The organism is Bacillus sp. FSL K6-3458, assembly GCF_038005045.1.
Lineage (GTDB): Bacteria > Bacillota > Bacilli > Bacillales > Bacillaceae > Bacillus > Bacillus altitudinis.
In genome coordinates this window covers 1,417,302-1,434,656 of record NZ_JBBOSI010000001.1, presented here as the reverse complement: position 1 = coordinate 1,434,656, position 17,355 = coordinate 1,417,302, and the positions used below count along the sequence as shown (strand labels likewise).

Genomic DNA, 17,355 nt, shown 5'->3' with positions numbered 1-17,355 from the left:
TTGTAAACCGCTCCTTTGTTTCGTGATGACATACAAAAAAACCCAGAATACCTAGGCATTCTGAGTGTATGAGCGTTAAGAATGGATATTCATCTTTTTTAACTCTTCATTTAAAAGCGGAACGACTTCGAATAAGTCACCGACAATTCCGTAATCGGCAATTTTGAAGATTTCAGCTTCTGGGTCTTTGTTGATCGCAACAATGACTTTACTGTTGGACATACCGGCTAAATGCTGAATAGCTCCTGAAATCCCGCAGGCAATGTAAAGGTCAGGTGTGACCACTTTACCGGTTTGACCAATTTGCAGGGCATAATCGCAGTAGTCAGCGTCACATGCACCACGCGAGGCACCGACTGCTGCGCCAAGCGTTTGGGCAAGTTCTTTCAGCGGTTCAAAGCCTTCTTTGCTCTTGACCCCCCTGCCTCCTGCGACAATGACCTTCGCTTCAGATAAATCTACACCTTCTGATGTTTTTTTAATGACTTCCTTCACGATCGTTCTTAGGTTTTGAATATCGACAGAAACTGGCGTTACTTCTCCGCTGCGTGACGCATCACGCTCCAGCGGTGCCACGTTGTTTGGACGGATAGTAGCCAAAAGCAGACGATCTGTTGAAATGACTTTTTCAAAAGCTTTTCCTGAATAAATCGGTCTAGTGAAAACAAGATGTTCACCGGTAACGCTTACATCTATTGCATCTGAAATTAAGCCTGTTTGCAGGCGTGCAGCTATTTTTGGTGACAAGTCTTTTCCGATCGATGTATGACCGAACAGCACTGCATCAGGATTGACTTGATCTAATATTGCCTGAAGCGCCTGCGCAAAACCATCAGACGTATAATAAGAAAGATGCGGGTGCTCGACGATCATCACATGATCCGCTCCATAATAAAGCAGTTCATCCGCTTGGTCTTTGACGTGATCCCCTATTAAAACGCCAATCACTTCACCGCCATCAGCCACCTCGTGAGCGGCAGCAATCGCTTCAAACGTCACATTTCTTAATTTACCGTCACGACTTTCTCCAAGTACAACAACTTTTTTACTCATCCTTTAAGCTCCCCCTTGTTCTCGTGATATCGTAAAGTGGATGTTTAGATGACTTTTGCTTCATTTCTTAGCAGGTCTGTCAGTTCCTTGACCTGATCCTGAAGCTCGCCGCTCAGCACCTTGCCACCCTCTTTTTTCTCCGGTAAAAAACGTTCAATGGTTTTGATTTTATATGGCACATCGTCTTCATCTAAATCTAGGTCGTCTAATTCTAATTCTTCTAAAGGCTTTTTCTTTGCCTTCATGATGCCTGGTAACGATGGATAACGAGGCTCATTGAGACCTTGCTGCGCGGTGACCACTAGCGGGAGCTCGGCAGAAATCACTTCCACATCCCCCTCTGCATCTCGCTCAATTGAAGCAGTGCCGCCGTCGATTTGAATACTTGTAATGGTTGTGACATATGGAAAGCCGAGTAATTCAGCAAGACGCGGGGCCACCTGTCCAGACCCGCCGTCAATCGCTACATTCCCTGCTAAAATTAAGGAAGCTTCTTTATCTTTGAAATAGTGATATAGAATCGTAGAAGCGGAAAACTGATCCCACTCCTCCAAATCATCTTCAACATTTAATAAAACGGCTTGATCGCAGCCCATTGCAAGTGCTGTTCTAAGCTGCTTCTCCGCATCTTCATTGCCAACTGTCACGACCGTTACTTCTCCCCCGTGCTCATCCCGAAGCTGAATCGCTTCTTCAATTGCGTACTCATCATAAGGATTAATAATGAACTCTGCCCCATCTTCTTGAATAGCACCAGACTGAATAGAGATTTTCTCTTCCGTGTCAAACGTACGCTTCATTAAAACAAAAATATTCATTCATTTCTCCCCCTTGTGTCGTACTAATCCCTTATTCCCCTTTAAAATTCGGTTTGCGCTTTTCGATAAAAGCCTGGATGCCTTCTTTGGCATCATTCGACTGGAACACCTCAGCAAACTTTTTGGCTTCCAGCTTCATTCCGCCATCATATGAGTACACTTTTGTCGCATTCAATAACTCAAGCACATACTCAAGCGTTTTAGGGCTTTTCGCTGCAAATTTCGCAGCCAATGTTTTGGCTGATTCCAGCGCTTCTTCTTCTGTTTCCGCAAGTTTTGAAACAAGTCCGCAGGCAAATGCTTCTTCTCCTGTAATCGGCTCAGCTGTCCCCATCATTTCAAGTGCTTTAGCTGATCCAACATAGCGAGGCAGGCGCTGCGTTCCGCCGAATCCTGGGATAATACCGAGATTTAATTCCGGCAGTCCCAGCTTTGCATCTTTTGTTGCGATTCGAATATCACACGACATCGCCAACTCAAGCCCGCCGCCTAATGCTGCCCCGTGAATGGAAGCAATCACCGGCTTTGGACATTGTTCAATTCGTTCAAACACTTGCTGTCCTCTGTCTGCAAGGCTGGCATAATCAGACTCTTCCTGCAAGGTCGTAAATTCTTTAATATCAGCACCTGCTGAGAAAAATCTACCTTCTCCATGAATGACAATCGCTCTCACTTCACTGTTTTGTTCAAGCTGATCAAACATGTCGTTGAGTTCAGTGAGAAGCTGAGAGGATAAGGCATTTGCAGGTGGGTGTTGAATCGTGATGAGTGCTGTCTGTTCGTCTTGGTGTAAGCTAAGTATTTTTTCCATGTCAATCATCCTTTTTCAATTGTCTTTAAGATTGATGTATTCCGTTTAAGAGAAGATCATGTACACTTTCTGCGAGTGCAGGCAGGTCATACTTTTGATCATTCATGACCCATGTTGTAGCGGTTTCGTCAATCGTCCCAAATACCATTTGTCTCGCTAAGCGGACATCTAGATTTTGTCTAAATTCTCCTGTCTTCTTTCCTTCGGTTAAAATGGAGTCTAGCATATTTAAATACCCTTTCAGCACCTCATTGATTTTTTGGCGCAGTTCAAGGTTTGACTGCCTGAGTTCAAGCTGTGTCACTAGGGCCAAATGATGGTCTTGCGATAGCAGGCGAAAGTGTTCTCGAATGAGGAGAAGAAGCTTTTCTTTGGCAGACGGTTTCTTTTGAATATCTGTTTCCATCCGTTCGATGAATTGTCCCATTTTTTCTTTGAACAACGAGATCAAAATGTCCTCTTTGTTTTTGAAATAGAGATAAATGGTTCCGTCTGCTACCCCTGCTTGTTTGGCAATTTTTGAAACTTGTGATTGATGGTAGCCGTTCTCTGCAATCACCACAACGGCTGCATCAATAATTTGCATGTACTTCGGTCTTTTCTGCTTCAATGTGCTTCGTCCCTTTCTAAATTGAATGAGCATTCATTCATAACTTTATGTTAAAAAGAAACGAGTGATTTGTCAAGTGATGTTCTTCTTTCTTTTCAACCTTTAGCATACCAGAGCAGACACGTACAATTCAAATCATCCGGCCGCTTGACCGGATGATGCTGGTTCATTCTCTCATTGATCGACTGGTTCTTCTGTTGAAGATGATTGCTTTCTTTTTTCTTCTTCAATTAACACTCTGCGCAAGATTTTCCCTACAGCCGTTTTAGGCAGTGATTCCTTAAATTCGTAGACACGCGGCACTTTAAATGAGGCAATTCTTGTTCTAACAAAACGATCCAGTTCATCCTCTGTTACATAGGCATCCTTTTTCGGGACAACAAAGGCTTTTACTGTTTCCCCTCTATACGGATCTGGAATACCCGCCACAACCACTTCTTGTACAAGCTCATGCTCATAAAGGGCTTCTTCAACCTCTCTTGGGTAAATATTATAGCCGCTCGCGATGATGACATCCTTTTTCCGGTCTACGATATAGAAAAAACCATCCTCATCCATATACCCAATATCTCCTGTGAAAAACCAGCCGTCTCTTAACACTGCCGCAGTCTCCTCCGGCTGATTCCAGTATCCTTTCATGATTTGAGGACCTTTGACGATAATCTCTCCGTGCTCATATGGCGCTTTGAGTCCACCCGTTTCTTCACAATAAATACCGGCATCTGTATTCGGCCAAGGGCACCCGATACTTCCTATTTTGTTCGCTCCCCATAAGAAATTGGCATGAGTGACAGGAGAAGTTTCTGAAAGTCCATACCCCTCCACCAGCCTTCCTCCTGTTAGTTTTTCAAAACTCTGTTTGACTTCAACAGGAAGAGCAGCCGATCCGCTTAAGCATGCGGTGATGGATGATAGGTCATACTTTTCAATATTCGGATGATGAAGCAGGGCAATATACATCGTTGGCGCTCCTGGGAACAGCGTCGGTTTCTGTTTTTCAATGGTCTTCAAGGCATCCGCTGCATCAAAACGCGGAAGAAGAATCATTTGATGACCTTCTTTGACTGCAAGGTTTAGCACGGTCGTCATGCCGTATACATGAAAGAACGGAATGATCCCAAGAATCCGCTCTTTTCCACGGTTCGTTTTATACATCCAGGATGTACACATTTCTGTATTGGCTACTATATTTTCGTGTGTGAGCATGACTCCTTTTGGTAAACCGGTCGTTCCGCCTGTATATTGCAAAACTGCGACATCCTCTTTCGGTTGAAAGGATATTTGCGGAATCCGTTCTCCTGACGATTCTTTCATGATCTGTGAGAAATGATGAATGGTCTCACTCTTCTCCACTTGGATGACCATGTTGTTTTTCCTTCGCTGGACAATCGGAAACAATATGTTTTTCGGAAATGGCAAGTAATCTTGTAATTTTGTGATGATCAAATGTTCCATACTTGTCAGCGCTTTCATTTTATAGGCCTTTGGATACAGTAGATCGAGAGTGATCAGCACCTTAGAGCCGCTGTCCTCCATTTGATATTCCAGTTCTTTCTCCGTATAAAGCGGATTGGTTTGAACGACAATGCCGCCTGCTATTAAAACCGCATAATAAGAAATCACCGATTGCGGGCAGTTTGGCAGCATAATCGCTACTCTGTCGCCTTTTTTGACACCGATGTCAATCAAGTGACTGGCTAATTTCAGTGCATCTTCTTGTAACTGCTGGTAGGTGATGTTTTTTCCTAAAAAATGAATGGCTGTATGCTCAGGTGCTGCCTCTGCGGAGCTGAATAAGTAAGATTGCAACGTTTCATTTGGGATGGTGAGTTCGTGGGGAATTTGATTCGGGTAATGCAGAAGCCAACGTTTATCTGACTGCATAAAAACCCTCCTTCCTGAACTTTCGTACTATTTTATTATAGCAAACTTTTCCTTATGGCTGTTTGCTTTTTTCAAATCGAGCTCGTTCCATGACACATCTTCATTTTTTCGCCGGTGTTTCTATAGAGGCTCTTTTCCCTTCATGATGCCACTTTTCGTATAATCCACCGATCTCACGAAATGACTCATGGACTCTCTCCACAATCTGTTTATGGATACTAGGGTCATTAGGTAAATGTGTTTGGATGTTGTCCACTTGATATTGTCTCATCATGTCTAGATGCACAGTTAGAAAGATGGTGTCTTCTAAAATCCAATAAACGACTTCATCCGCCTCTTTTGTTCTTTTATGAAGCACTTTAATCCCTCGTTCATATTGAATAAGAATATAGCCGGCTGGATCAATTTCAATATAGGGGCTCAAATCATCAAAAAAACCAGTCGTTTGAAAAGGACGTGCAATATACGGTTCATATATGTCTTGGGGAAGAGATGTCTTTTTGAGACAACTGTCAATGCGCTTTATGAGTTCGTCTTTTTGCAAGATTTGATTCATTCTGATTCGCCGCCTTTGATGAGTGAAAAGCTGTCAAGGTTTTCCCTGACAGCTTTCTAGAATGTATTCTTCATTTTACAGGAACATGTAAACGGCACCAATAACCGCAAAAGTGCAGGCAACTACAATTAATACTTTGGCTAGTTTTTCCATGTCGTCTCCTTAAATGCCGGCTGCTACTACATAAGACAGCCCAACAGAAATAATGAGTGAAATAAACCCGACCGCTCTATTATCATTCTCAATCTCTTTGTCTACTTTAAATCGTGGTGTTAAAAATTCAAAAATGAAATAGCTGACGAGCAGCATCACAAAGCCGTATACGCCCCATCCGACCATTTGAAGAAGCGAGTTGTGCTGGGCGATGGAATGCTGAAAGACATTGGCAATCCCAAAAATCTTCCCGCCGGTTGCCATAGCAACAGCTAAGTTCCCCCGCTGAATCTCTTCCCAGTTTTTATAGGAGGTCACGAGTTCAAATATGGTAAGAAATAAGACAAGACATAGGACGGCCACGCTGTAATAGGCGGCAATTTCCACAAGTTCATTTTCCCAAAAGGCTTTCATGCGTTTTCTCCTTTTTACTTTAATTCGACGATGGTGACGCCTGATCCTCCCTCGCCTTGTTCTCCAAAACGAGCATTTTTTACACTACGGTGCTGTTTTAATAATTCCTGGACCCCTTTTCTCAAGGCGCCAGTGCCTTTACCGTGAATGATCGACACACGCGGATAGCCAGCTAAGACGGCATCATCTAAGTATTTCTCGACTCTGCTTAAGGCATTCTCATAACGCTCTCCTCTTAAATCAAGCTCAAGTGATACATGATAGTCTTTTCCTTTGACCGCCGTGATGGCTTTCTCTTGCTTAAATTCCGGTGCTGATTTGATAAATTCCATATCTTTTTCTTTTACTTTCATTTTTAGAATGCCCATTTGGACACTCCATTCTTTGTTACCCGTTTGTTCGATGAGCGTTCCTTTTTGGCCAAACGTCAGCACTTTGACTTCATCGCCTGGCTTTAGCTGTCTTGCTGCTTTTTTCACCGGCTCTGGTTTTTTCTTACGGTCAAACTCAGGGACAGCTTCTTCAAGACGCTTTCTCGCATCAATGAGTTCATGTTCTTTGAACGAACGATGCTCACTTTTAATGGACCGAAGCTCTTGAATAATCTCTTCTGCTTCTTTTGTTGCTTGTTCAATTTTTTCTGCCGCTTTTTGTTCGGCTTCTTCCAGCAGTTTGTCCTTTTGTTCACTCCATTCAAGGATTTGTTTTTGCAATTCTTTATGGAGCTTCTCTGCTTCTTTTCTATAGAATTCCGTCTCATGCAGTTCTTCTTCTGCTTGTTTTTTGCTGTCTTCTAATGAAGCAATCATCTGATCGACTTCATTATGTTCTGCATGCATATCTGCTTTTGCACGATCAATTAAATGATGAGGCAACCCTAGACGCTTGGAAATTTCAAATGCATTACTTCGTCCCGGCACCCCGATGAGCAAGCGATATGTAGGGGATAAGGTTTCAATATCAAACTCTACACTCGCATTTGTGACGCCTTCTCGGTTATACCCGTATGCCTTCAGCTCAGGATAGTGAGTCGTTGCGATGACGCGCGCATTTGTTTGATGAACTTCATCTAAGATGCTCATCGCAAGTGCTGCACCTTCAGCAGGATCTGTCCCCGCACCTAATTCATCAAATAACACGAGTGAATTAGACGTCAAATGCTTTAAGATATCCACAATATTGACCATATGAGATGAGAATGTACTCAAGCTCTGTTCAATAGACTGCTCGTCTCCAATATCAGCAAAGACTTGATCGAATACAGCCACTTCTGATCCTTCTTCGACTGGAATATGAAGACCTGCCTGCGTCATCAGCGTAAGAAGTCCGAGTGTTTTTAAAGTGACGGTCTTACCGCCTGTATTTGGACCCGTGATGACGATCGTAGAAAAATCTTTGCCCAGCTCAATATCATTTGCCACAACCTGATCTCGGGGCAATAGGGGATGTCTTGCCCGTTTTAAATAAATCTCCCCTTGGTTATTCACAGTAGGTTTTGTGGCTTTTTCTGCTTTTGCATATTTGGCTTTGGCGAAAATAAAATCTAATGTCTGAAGTTCATTCACATTATGAAGCAATTCATCAATGTGCTCTGACACACTCGCTGTCAGCATTTGCAAAATCTTTTCAATCTCTTGCTTTTCTTTTAGACGAGTTTGCTGCAAGGTGTTATTTAAATCTACGACCACCTGCGGCTCAATAAAAAGAGTTGCGCCTGAAGAAGATTGATCGTGAACAATCCCTCCATAATTCGAGCGGTACTCTTGTTTTACGGGAATGACAAACCGATCATTACGAATGGTCACAATGGTGTCTGACAGCATTTTCGAGGCAGATTGTGAACGAATCATTGATTCTAATTTATCTCGCACTTTTGATTCTAGTGATCGTAACTGCGTTCGTATGGTGCGGAGGGCTGGCGTTGCGTGATCAAGCACTTCTCCATTATCACCAATACAGCTTTCGATTTCTTTTCTCACGTCTGGCAGTAAAATCAGCGATTCTGCATATGTATGAAGACGAGGTATCTCTACTCCGTCCTCATACATAGAGGCGAGAAAGTGCTTCATGTTTTTTGTGGTATATAACAGCGCCGCAATTTCCATCAGCTCAGAAGGGCTTAATATACTGCCTATTTCTGCTCGTTTGACTCCTTGTCTAATATCCGTTAACCCGCCAAACGGCGCAGATCCTTTTAAACGAATCACATCTTGCGCTTCTGCTACCTCTTCTAGCAGATGCTGAATGCTCTCGATATCTGTGAGTGGTATTAAGTCCTGCGCTTTTTCTTTTCCTAAAGTCGAAGCAGTATAGGACATGACTTTTTCTTTTACTTTATGAAATTCTAATGATGCTAACACTTTTTGTTGCAGCATGGTCCAGCCTCCTAACGACTACCTGTCACGCGTTAAAAACTTTTTCATCTCATTGAGTGAAAATGTATTCACGACATTTGCTTTTGGTGTCCATCCTTTTCTTGCAGCTGTGACACCGACGTCCATATGATCGAGCATGGCGATGTTGTGTGCATCTGTATTGATCATGATGTTCACACCCGCTTCGTTTGCTTTCATTAAATGCTCTGTTTTTAAATCAAGTCTTGACGGGTTGCTGTTGAGTTCCAGTGCAGTGCCCGTTTTTTTCGCAAGCTCTATGAGCTGATCAATATTTAAGGCATAGCCGTCTCGTCTACCGATCAAACGGCCAGTTGGATGGGCAATTAAATCCACATGCTGATTATTCAAGGCATTTTCTAGGCGCTCCATAATGACTTCCTCCGGCTGAGAGAAGCTAGAATGAATAGACGCAATGACAAAATCCATGTCTGCTAGAAAATCATCATCATAATCTAACGATCCATCCGGCAGAATATCCATTTCGACCCCTTTGAAAATGTGAAAATGCTCGAATTCTTGATTCAGCTTGTCAATTTCTTTTGCTTGCAAACGCAAACGTTCTTTTGTTAAACCGTTTGCTACTTTTAAATATTGTGAGTGGTCTGTGATCGCCATGTATTCATAGCCTTTTGCGATACATGCCTCTGCCATTTCGCGAATAGAAAAAGCGCCATCACTCCATGTCGAGTGCATATGAAGGTCGCCTTTGATATCTTTTCGGTCTACAAATTGCATACTTTCTTTATACGAATCAATCTCTGCTCCGGTTTCACGAATTTCTGGCGGAATGAGCGGAAGTTGGAAATGTGCATAAAAAGCGCTTTCGTCTTCAAATGTTTTCACATCCCCAGTTTCGATCGTTTCAACCCCATATTCACTAATACGCTCACCGCGCTCCTTCGCAAGCTGTCGCATACGAATGTTATGATCTTTTGAGCCAGTGAAATGGTGCAGCGTTGTGGCAAATTGGTCTGTTGTCACAAGCCGGAAATCTACACTGATTTCAAAATCAAGTGCAAGCATGACCGATACCTTCGTATCACCGCTCGCAATGACATCTTTGACATCATCAAGAGCAACAAGTTGTTCTCTCACTTGTTCAGGATTATCAGTCGCAATGATGTAATCTAAATCTTTGACCGTTTCACGCGCACGTCTTAAACTGCCCGCTCTTGAAAAACGGATGATTCCCTCCATCTGTTCCAGCGCATGATCAATTCGTTCTGCCACATCTAATGCAAAACCAATTGGCAGTCGTTCTGGCTGCTTTCCCGCCTCCTCAAGAGCGGCAAGAATCTTTTCTTCTGTTTTTTTGCCAAACCCAGCAAGCGTTTGTACTTTTTCCGCTTCACATGCTTCTTTTAAAGACTGTGCATCGTGAACACCAAGCTCTTGGTAGAGCTTAGCAATCTTCTTCCCGCCGAGTCCTTGCAATTTTAAGAGCGGGACAAGTCCTTCAGGCACTTCTTTTTTTAATTGTTCGAGTGTTTCAGACTGTCCTTTTTCGATATACTCTGTGATCACAGCAAAGGTTCCTTTTCCAATGCCGGGTAATGCTAATAGGTCATCTATTTGAGAAAGACTGCGGTCATCTTGTTCCAGTGCCGCAGCTGCTTTACGAAAGGCAGAAATTTTAAAAGGATTATCTCCTTTTAGCTCCATATAGACTGCAATTGTTTCAAGAAGTTTGATAATATCTTTTTTATTCATCTCTCATCCTCCAGCCACTTTGGCATCTTCCTATATAAATATACAAACTTTCCCTTCATCCTACAACTTTCTGTCATGGAATGAGAAAAAACTTCTCCAAGAAAGGAGAAGTTCTTAAACTCCATACGTCGACCAGAGGTCTTTGACAAGACCGGACAGGTAAGGGGTGCTATTTACGATCACATCTGCTAACATTGATTTGCTCATCATGGTTTGAAGCGCATCGACTGGAAGTAATGCAGCCACAAACAATAGAATAAACACAAATAGATAGGTTTCAAGAAATCCTAAAACAGCGCCAAGCAGTTTGTTGACCTGTTTAATCACAGGGATACTTGCAATGGTTGTGAGCAATCCGCCGATGATAGCGAGCAGGATTTTGGTCAAGATAAACAGAATGATAAACGCAATGGTATTATAATAAGCTGTTTCTAGATTCCCACTAAAGAAAGCGAGCTGCGCTTGACCGCCGCTAAAATTAGGTGCTGGAATCCACGTAAGCTGTGGTGCAAGTGACTGATAAAACATAGAAGCCACTAAAATAGAAACAACAAAGCTAATCAATTTAATAAATTGAAGAATAAACCCGCGTTTTAGACCGACAAGCGTTCCCATAAGAAGCAAAAACAAAATGATGATATCGATCACGGTAATTTCATTCCTTTTCTTTTAGATGAAGCTCTAGTTTTTCGTATTGCTCTTTTAATTTCAAGTAGTCGTGGACGACATTGACTGCTGTCAGTACAGCTAATTTGTTTATATCAAGGTATGGATTTTTTTCATTGATTTCTCTCATTTTATCATCAACAATTGAAGCAACATGTCGCATATGCATCTTCGTTTCTTGGCCGATGATCGTATAGGACTGTCCGTAAATCTCAACTGTTGTTTTCGTTTTACCGCCGTCAGACAACGTTTCTCCTCCATTCCACGAGAATCCTAGTCTCTATCATAACATGTTTAGACATTGAATGGAAAGACGAGCCCTTCCCTGTTATGGTACACTTTAGAAATCAATGATATCAAGGTAAAAAGGAGTTATCCACTGTGCCCCAATCCGTCTTAAAAGCAACATCAGAAGACATGAAAAAAATGAAGAGCGTGTACGCTCAGCATTTAACTGACACTTTGCCGCCAGGCGCTCTATTTCAAGCAAAGGTTCCCGGCTGTACGATTACAGCCTACAAATCTGGAAAAGTACTGTTCCAAGGACAAAAGGCAGAAGCTGAAGCGAGTCAGTTCAACCATTTACAAACAGCTGAAACAAAAAGCAAAAAAACGCCATCCATCACACAGTACAGCCCACCACCCGGCATTGCTTCCATGTCGGTTATTGGCTCAGATGAGGTCGGTACTGGCGATTATTTTGGACCCATTACGGTCTGTGCGGCTTATGTTGATTCCAGTCAGCTTGCTCTCATGAAAGAGCTCGGGGTGAAAGACTCAAAAGGACTAAAAGATCCGCAGATTATCAACATTGCCAAAGACTTGATCAAAACCATCCCGTTCAGCCTTCTCGTGCTTCGGAATGAAAAATACAATGCGATGCAGGAAAAGGGCATGAGCCAAGGGAAAATGAAGGCACTGCTTCATAACCAAGTCATCACCTCCGTGCTAGAAAAACTGGATGGCAAGAAACCAGAAGCCATTCTCATCGACCAATTTGCCGAACCAGGCATTTATTTCAGGCACCTTGCTGGGAAAAAGATCATTCGGGAGCGTACATATTTTAGTACGAAAGCAGAAGGCATCCACTTATCGGTTGCTGCAGCTTCTATTATTGCAAGGTATGCTTTTTTAATTGAAATGGATAAATTATCAAAAGCAGCGGGCTTTGACATTCCAAAAGGGGCCGGTCCGCATGTTGACAAAGCGGCAGCAAAGCTGATGAAACAGCACGGCGAAGAGGCTTTACGCCAATTTACAAAACTTCATTTTGCCAACACCCAAAAAGCGAAAAAATGGTTATAATCAAAAAAGAGCTATCGCCCATAAAGCGATAGCTCTTTTTATTATCCGCGCAAGACGGCTTGATACGTATCTTCTAATGCTTTCAATACGTTTGTATGAACAGCCGTGACTTCTTCCTCGGTCAACGTTTGTTCTGGGTTTAAATATTGCAGAGAGAATGCAACAGATTTCTTGCCTTCTTCCATATGCTCACCCTCATACACATCAAAGACGGAAAGGTCTGTGAGCAATTGGCCGCCAGCTTCATAAATGACTTGCTCCAGCTGTCCGCTTGAAATATGCTGATCGACGACAAGTGCGATGTCTCTTGTCACTGCTGGGAATCTCGGAATAGCCGTATATTTCATATCCTCTGTTTCAGACGTCATCACATCTGTTAAATCAAATTCAAATACATACGTTTCTTTTAAATCTAATTCCTTTTCCACTACTGGATGAAGTGCAGCTACAAAGCCAATCACTTTTCCATTTAAATGAACATCGGCTGTACGTCCTGGGTGAAGGCCCTCACGCTCTGCTTGAACATACGTGATCTCTTCTGATACACCAAGCTTTTCAAACAGCCCTTCTGCAATACCCTTCGCTACATAAAAATCGACAGCTTTTTTCTCGCCCTGCCAAAGATTTTTATGCCAAAGACCTGTCAGAGCACCTGCCACATGCTCTTTCTCTACTGGTTTTGCACCTTCCGTTTCCGCTAAGAAAACAGAACCTGTTTCGTAAAAGGCAAAAGAATCAGCTTGTCTTGCTAAGTTATATGCGACAGAATCAAGTAAGTTTGGCAGAAGGCTTTGTCTCAGCACACTGCGTTCCTCACTCATTGGCAGGGAAAGTCTTGTTTGATAAGCTGAATTTAAAGCAAAGGCTGTGGACTTATGCTGATTCGTTAATGAATACGTAATCGCTTGAGAAAGCCCTGCGCCCTCTAAGAAACGTCTCACCTTTCTGCGCTTCACTTGGTATGGCGTGAGACCGCCAACGGTACCAGCTGTCGCAGGCAGTGTAGATGGAATATTGTCGTATCCGTATAATCTCGCGACTTCTTCAATGAGGTCCTCTTCAATCGTAATATCCATTCTGCGGGAAGGAACCGTTACGACAAGCACATCATTTGATTCGCCCACAGTAAAGCCTAGTTTGTTGAAAATCTGAATCATATCTTCTTTTGAAATGCTCATGCCAAGCACCTTGTTCACACGCTCAGTTGATACGTGGATGACATTCATACTTGTTTCAAGGTGGTTTTCCTCAACTGTACCGCTTAGCACTTCACCGCCTGCATAGGTGCTGATCAATTGCGCTGCTCTTTCGGCTGCTGATTTCGTCCGCTGCGGATCGAGCCCTTTTTCAAATCGTGTGCTTGATTCACTGCGAAGCCCTAAGTCTCTAGATGCTTGACGGACGGTTTGACCGTTGAAATATGCCGCTTCTAAAAGAATCGTTGTCGTCTCATCACGCACCTCTGATTCAAAACCGCCCATGACGCCTGCAACAGCATGCGCTTTTGTGCCATTTGTAATGACAAGATGCTTCGAAGACAATGTACGTTCTTGTTCATCCAGAGTTTGAATCATTTCATTTTCAGCCGCTCTACGTACGACCACCTGCTTTGAACCAAACCGGTCATAATCAAAGGCATGTAGAGGTTGACCGTATTCAAGTAAGACAAAATTCGTAATATCCACGACGTTGTTAATTGGACGGATACCTGCATTCATCAATCTTGTTTGCATCCAAAGCGGTGCTGGTCCAATCTTTACATTTTTAATGATCTTCGCTGCATAAAGTGGATTCGCTTCTTGATCCTCAATTTTAACAGAAATATAGTCTGCTGCTTTTTCAGAAGAAGTGTCATGCGCTGTATCAGGAAGCTTGATGTCTCTCCCTAAAATGGCGGCAACCTCATAAGCCACTCCTAGCATATTAAGGGCATCGGCACGGTTTGGTGTTAAGCCAAGTTCAAGTACCGCATCATCTAATTGAAGCGCTTGAAGGGCATCATCTCCTGGTTTCACGTCATTCGGGAAAACAAAGATACCTTCTGCATATTCTTTTGGTACGAGCTTGCTCTCTACGCCTAATTCTTGCAGAGAACAAATCATGCCATGAGACTCTTCACCGCGCAGTTTTGCTTTTTTAATTTTAAAGTTTCCAGGAAGGACTGCACCAACCGTTGCGACAGCCACATGCTGTCCTTTATCCACATTTGGAGCCCCGCATATAATTTGCACCGGTGCGTCTTCGCCGATATCAACAAGACATTTGTTTAATTTATCCGCATTCGGATGCTGTTCACGTTCAATGACGTGTCCAACGACAACACCTTTGATGCCTTTGCCTTTATACTCAACGGCTTCCACTTCAATTCCGCTTCTTGTGATTTTCTCTGCTAATTCATCCGGCTGAATGCCTTCTAAATCGACATAGTCCTCTAACCATTTATATGAAACAAACATGTTGATTTCCTCCTCTTAGTCCTGCTTAAATTGCTTCGTGAATCTAATATCATTTGTGTAGAAATGACGAATGTCATCTATGCCGTATTTCAGCATGGCAATACGTTCAACACCCATTCCAAAAGCAAAGCCTTGGTAAGTATCTGGATCAAATCCGCTCATTTTCAATACATTCGGGTGAACCATTCCTGCACCTAAAATTTCAATCCAGCCTGTTCCTTTACATACAGAACAGCCTTTCCCGCCGCATTTAAAGCATGACACATCAACTTCAACGGAAGGTTCTGTGAATGGGAAAAAGCTTGGGCGCAGTCTAATTTCACGATCTTCACCAAACATTTTTCTTGCGACTGTCTCAAGCGTTCCTTTGAGGTCACTCATGCTAATATTGTGATCGACCACAAGTCCTTCAATTTGCATGAATTGATGGGAGTGAGTGGCATCATCGCTGTCACGTCTATATACCTTACCAGGGCAGATGATTTTCACAGGGCCTTGGCCTTTATATTTCTCAAGTGTACGTGCTTGAACGGGTGATGTTTGCGTTCTCATGAGTGTGTCTTCAGTAATATAGAAGCTGTCCTGCATATCACGTGCCGGATGTTCTTTTGGAAGATTGAGCGCTTCAAAGTTATAGTAATCTGTTTCTACCTCTGGGCCCTCTTCAACGGTATAGCCCATGCCGATAAATAAATCTTCAATATCTTCTACGACAATCGTTAATGGATGTCTTGCCCCGATTTTGATCGGACTTGCTGGTAATGTGACATCAATGGTTTGAGAAGCCAGTTTCTTTTTCACTTCTTCTGCTTCTAGCTGCTCATTTTTTTCAGCAATGGCACCAGCAATCTGCTCTCTCACTTCATTTGCAAGTGCGCCCATTTTTGGTCTTTCTTCAGCGGAAAGCTTGCCCATTCCGCGCAGCACTTCTGTAATCGGACCTTTTTTCCCTAAATATTGAACACGAATATCATTGACTTCTTTGAGCGAGCTGGCTGCTTCTACCTTCGCTATCGCTTCTGTTTCAAGCTGTTTTAACGTTTCTTGCATGAGTGTTATCCTCCTTTTAATATACAAAACCGTCTGAATAAACGGGTGTTTGATTGTTTGAAGACAATAAAAAAACCCGCCCCTCCAAAAAAGAAGGGACGAGTTGTGGTCGCGGTACCACCCTTGTTAAGCACAAATATATGTGCGAATAAGCTTCATTGACATAACGGAATCAAACGAATCCGGTCCACCTTTACGCAAAACCTGCGGTCCCGGTGACAACTCCAGAGGTGAATTCCTGTTTCAGCATTCCTTAAATGCACTTTCAGTCTACGATGCATTCTCCCTATTAGGACGCTCCGTGAAACAATCTTCCTCTATCATGGTTTTTAAAATATTAGTTTCATTATAGTGAAAAATAGGACGTGTTGCAACACTATCCGCGCAAATGATAGACAAGAACCGCTGCTGCAACTGCCACATTTAATGATTCCGCTTGTCCGTACATCGGAACATATAAATTTTGATCTGTCATTTGAAGAATCTCTGGATCAATACCTGCTCCCTCGTTGCCCACAATTAACGCAAATGGACCTTCTGATGCTATGTGTCTATACTCTTTCGCATCTTTCAACGCACTGCCATATACAGATATGCCTTGCGCCTTTAATGCTGGAATTGTCTGTTGTAGCGTTTGTTTTAAGATAGGCAGGTGAAAATGAGACCCTTGTGCTGAACGGAGCGTTTTTCCGTTAAACGCATCAACGGTTCCATCCCCTAGGACCACAGCATCAAGACCCGCTGCATCTGCTGTCCGAATAAGTGTACCTAAATTCCCCGGATCCTGCACTGCATCTAACAGAAGCATTCGTTCATATTTTTTCTCCTCAAATACAGGAATTGTACAAACCGCTGCGATTTGCTGAGGTGTTTCCGTTTCCGTCATCGCAGTAAAAGCCTCTTCACTTAATTCATACAACTCAATGTCAGGCTCGATGTCAGCAGGGAGCATATCAGGCGTTGCGACCATTAACTCTTTCACAACCCCGCTTTTTAATGCTTCTTCTACTAAGTGTTTTCCTTCAACAAGGAATAGCCCTGTTTTCGTTCGTTCTTTTTTTGTATGGAGCTTTTTCCATTGTTTAATGTGTGCGTTTTTAGCTGATTCTATATATTTCAAGCGACTTTAACTCCTTTAAATATCATGAATTTATTATATCTCAAGCACACTACATAATAAACCTGTCTTTGAGACAGAATAGGACTATCACCATCAAAAAAGGAGTGTGGGCAATGGATTTTAATTTAAGAGGCGCAGTGATTCAAAACATCACTGGCCATAATCAAGAGCAGCTTGAGCATACGATTTTAGATGCGATTCAAAGTGGCGAGGAAAAAATGCTGCCAGGGCTTGGCGTTTTATTTGAGGTGTTATGGCAAGAGGCATCAGAAGATGAAAAAAATGAAATTCTTGAAACATTAGAGCAGGGCTTAAAGCCTGAGCATCAGCAATAACAAGAAGCCGGTTTGCTT

At 42.7% G+C, this 17,355-nt stretch carries 16 protein-coding genes; 2 read left to right on the top strand and 14 right to left on the bottom strand.

Translation table 11 applies throughout. The features are described from left to right. Positions 1–75: 75 nt before the first annotated feature. From MHH23_RS07475 to zapA, 11 genes are all read right to left on the bottom strand, one after another. Positions 76–1,053: an electron transfer flavoprotein subunit alpha/FixB family protein gene (locus MHH23_RS07475; RefSeq protein WP_017358243.1), complete on the bottom strand. Its 978-nt coding sequence runs from the start codon at positions 1,051–1,053 to the stop codon at positions 76–78. Between the two features lie 44 nt (positions 1,054–1,097). Continuing rightward, entirely contained in the window at positions 1,098–1,871 is a 774-nt protein-coding gene (locus tag MHH23_RS07470; protein WP_025207753.1) for an electron transfer flavoprotein subunit beta/FixA family protein, read from the bottom strand. Positions 1,872–1,902: 31 nt separating this feature from the next. Next, positions 1,903–2,682 (bottom strand): enoyl-CoA hydratase, encoded by a 780-nt coding sequence (locus MHH23_RS07465; RefSeq protein ID WP_039964089.1) that lies wholly within the window; start codon positions 2,680–2,682, stop codon positions 1,903–1,905. A gap of 25 nt (positions 2,683–2,707) precedes the next feature. Then, positions 2,708–3,292 (bottom strand): TetR/AcrR family transcriptional regulator, encoded by a 585-nt coding sequence (locus MHH23_RS07460; protein ID WP_017358246.1) that lies wholly within the window; start codon positions 3,290–3,292, stop codon positions 2,708–2,710. A 174-nt stretch (positions 3,293–3,466) separates the two neighbouring features. Further along, entirely contained in the window at positions 3,467–5,176 is a 1,710-nt protein-coding gene (locus MHH23_RS07455) for an AMP-binding protein (RefSeq protein ID WP_144610573.1), read from the bottom strand. A 100-nt stretch (positions 5,177–5,276) separates the two neighbouring features. After that, complete coding sequence (locus MHH23_RS07450) at positions 5,277–5,732, bottom strand: Imm63 family immunity protein (RefSeq protein ID WP_073413717.1); 456 nt, start codon at positions 5,730–5,732, stop codon at positions 5,277–5,279. A gap of 162 nt (positions 5,733–5,894) precedes the next feature. Further along, positions 5,895–6,299: a DUF350 domain-containing protein gene (locus MHH23_RS07445; protein WP_007501637.1), complete on the bottom strand. Its 405-nt coding sequence runs from the start codon at positions 6,297–6,299 to the stop codon at positions 5,895–5,897. 14 nt (positions 6,300–6,313) lie between these two features. After that, positions 6,314–8,671, bottom strand: a complete 2,358-nt coding sequence (locus MHH23_RS07440) for an endonuclease MutS2 (RefSeq protein WP_340960130.1) — start codon at positions 8,669–8,671, stop codon at positions 6,314–6,316. 21 nt (positions 8,672–8,692) lie between these two features. Next, on the bottom strand, positions 8,693–10,405 hold the full coding sequence (gene polX, locus MHH23_RS07435) for a DNA polymerase/3'-5' exonuclease PolX (RefSeq protein WP_178930442.1): 1,713 nt from the start codon (positions 10,403–10,405) through the stop codon (positions 8,693–8,695). Positions 10,406–10,519: 114 nt separating this feature from the next. After that, positions 10,520–11,053, bottom strand: a complete 534-nt coding sequence (locus MHH23_RS07430) for a CvpA family protein (RefSeq protein WP_008345997.1) — start codon at positions 11,051–11,053, stop codon at positions 10,520–10,522. 7 nt (positions 11,054–11,060) lie between these two features. Further along, the gene (gene zapA / locus MHH23_RS07425) at positions 11,061–11,318 is read right to left on the bottom strand and encodes a cell division protein ZapA (protein WP_008345998.1); all 258 of its coding nucleotides are present in this window, start codon (positions 11,316–11,318) and stop codon (positions 11,061–11,063) included. 134 nt (positions 11,319–11,452) lie between these two features. Between zapA and rnhC the strand changes: the two genes are divergently transcribed. Next, the gene (rnhC, locus tag MHH23_RS07420) at positions 11,453–12,376 is read left to right on the top strand and encodes a ribonuclease HIII (RefSeq protein WP_024718641.1); all 924 of its coding nucleotides are present in this window, start codon (positions 11,453–11,455) and stop codon (positions 12,374–12,376) included. A gap of 41 nt (positions 12,377–12,417) precedes the next feature. Here rnhC and pheT read toward each other — a convergent pair whose 3' ends face one another. The 3 genes from pheT to MHH23_RS07405 all read right to left on the bottom strand — a co-directional run bounded on the left by pheT (position 12,418) and on the right by MHH23_RS07405 (position 17,002). Beyond that, complete coding sequence (gene pheT / locus MHH23_RS07415) at positions 12,418–14,832, bottom strand: phenylalanine--tRNA ligase subunit beta (RefSeq protein ID WP_024718642.1); 2,415 nt, start codon at positions 14,830–14,832, stop codon at positions 12,418–12,420. A 15-nt stretch (positions 14,833–14,847) separates the two neighbouring features. Next, positions 14,848–15,882 carry a phenylalanine--tRNA ligase subunit alpha gene (pheS, locus tag MHH23_RS07410; protein WP_008346004.1) on the bottom strand — a complete coding sequence of 345 codons (1,035 nt, stop codon included), beginning with the start codon at positions 15,880–15,882 and terminating at the stop codon, positions 14,848–14,850. A 376-nt stretch (positions 15,883–16,258) separates the two neighbouring features. Beyond that, entirely contained in the window at positions 16,259–17,002 is a 744-nt protein-coding gene (locus MHH23_RS07405; protein WP_144667210.1) for a TrmH family RNA methyltransferase, read from the bottom strand. Between the two features lie 113 nt (positions 17,003–17,115). Between MHH23_RS07405 and sspI the strand changes: the two genes are divergently transcribed. Next, complete coding sequence (gene sspI / locus MHH23_RS07400; protein WP_008346010.1) at positions 17,116–17,337, top strand: small acid-soluble spore protein SspI; 222 nt, start codon at positions 17,116–17,118, stop codon at positions 17,335–17,337. Positions 17,338–17,355 lie beyond the last annotated feature (18 nt).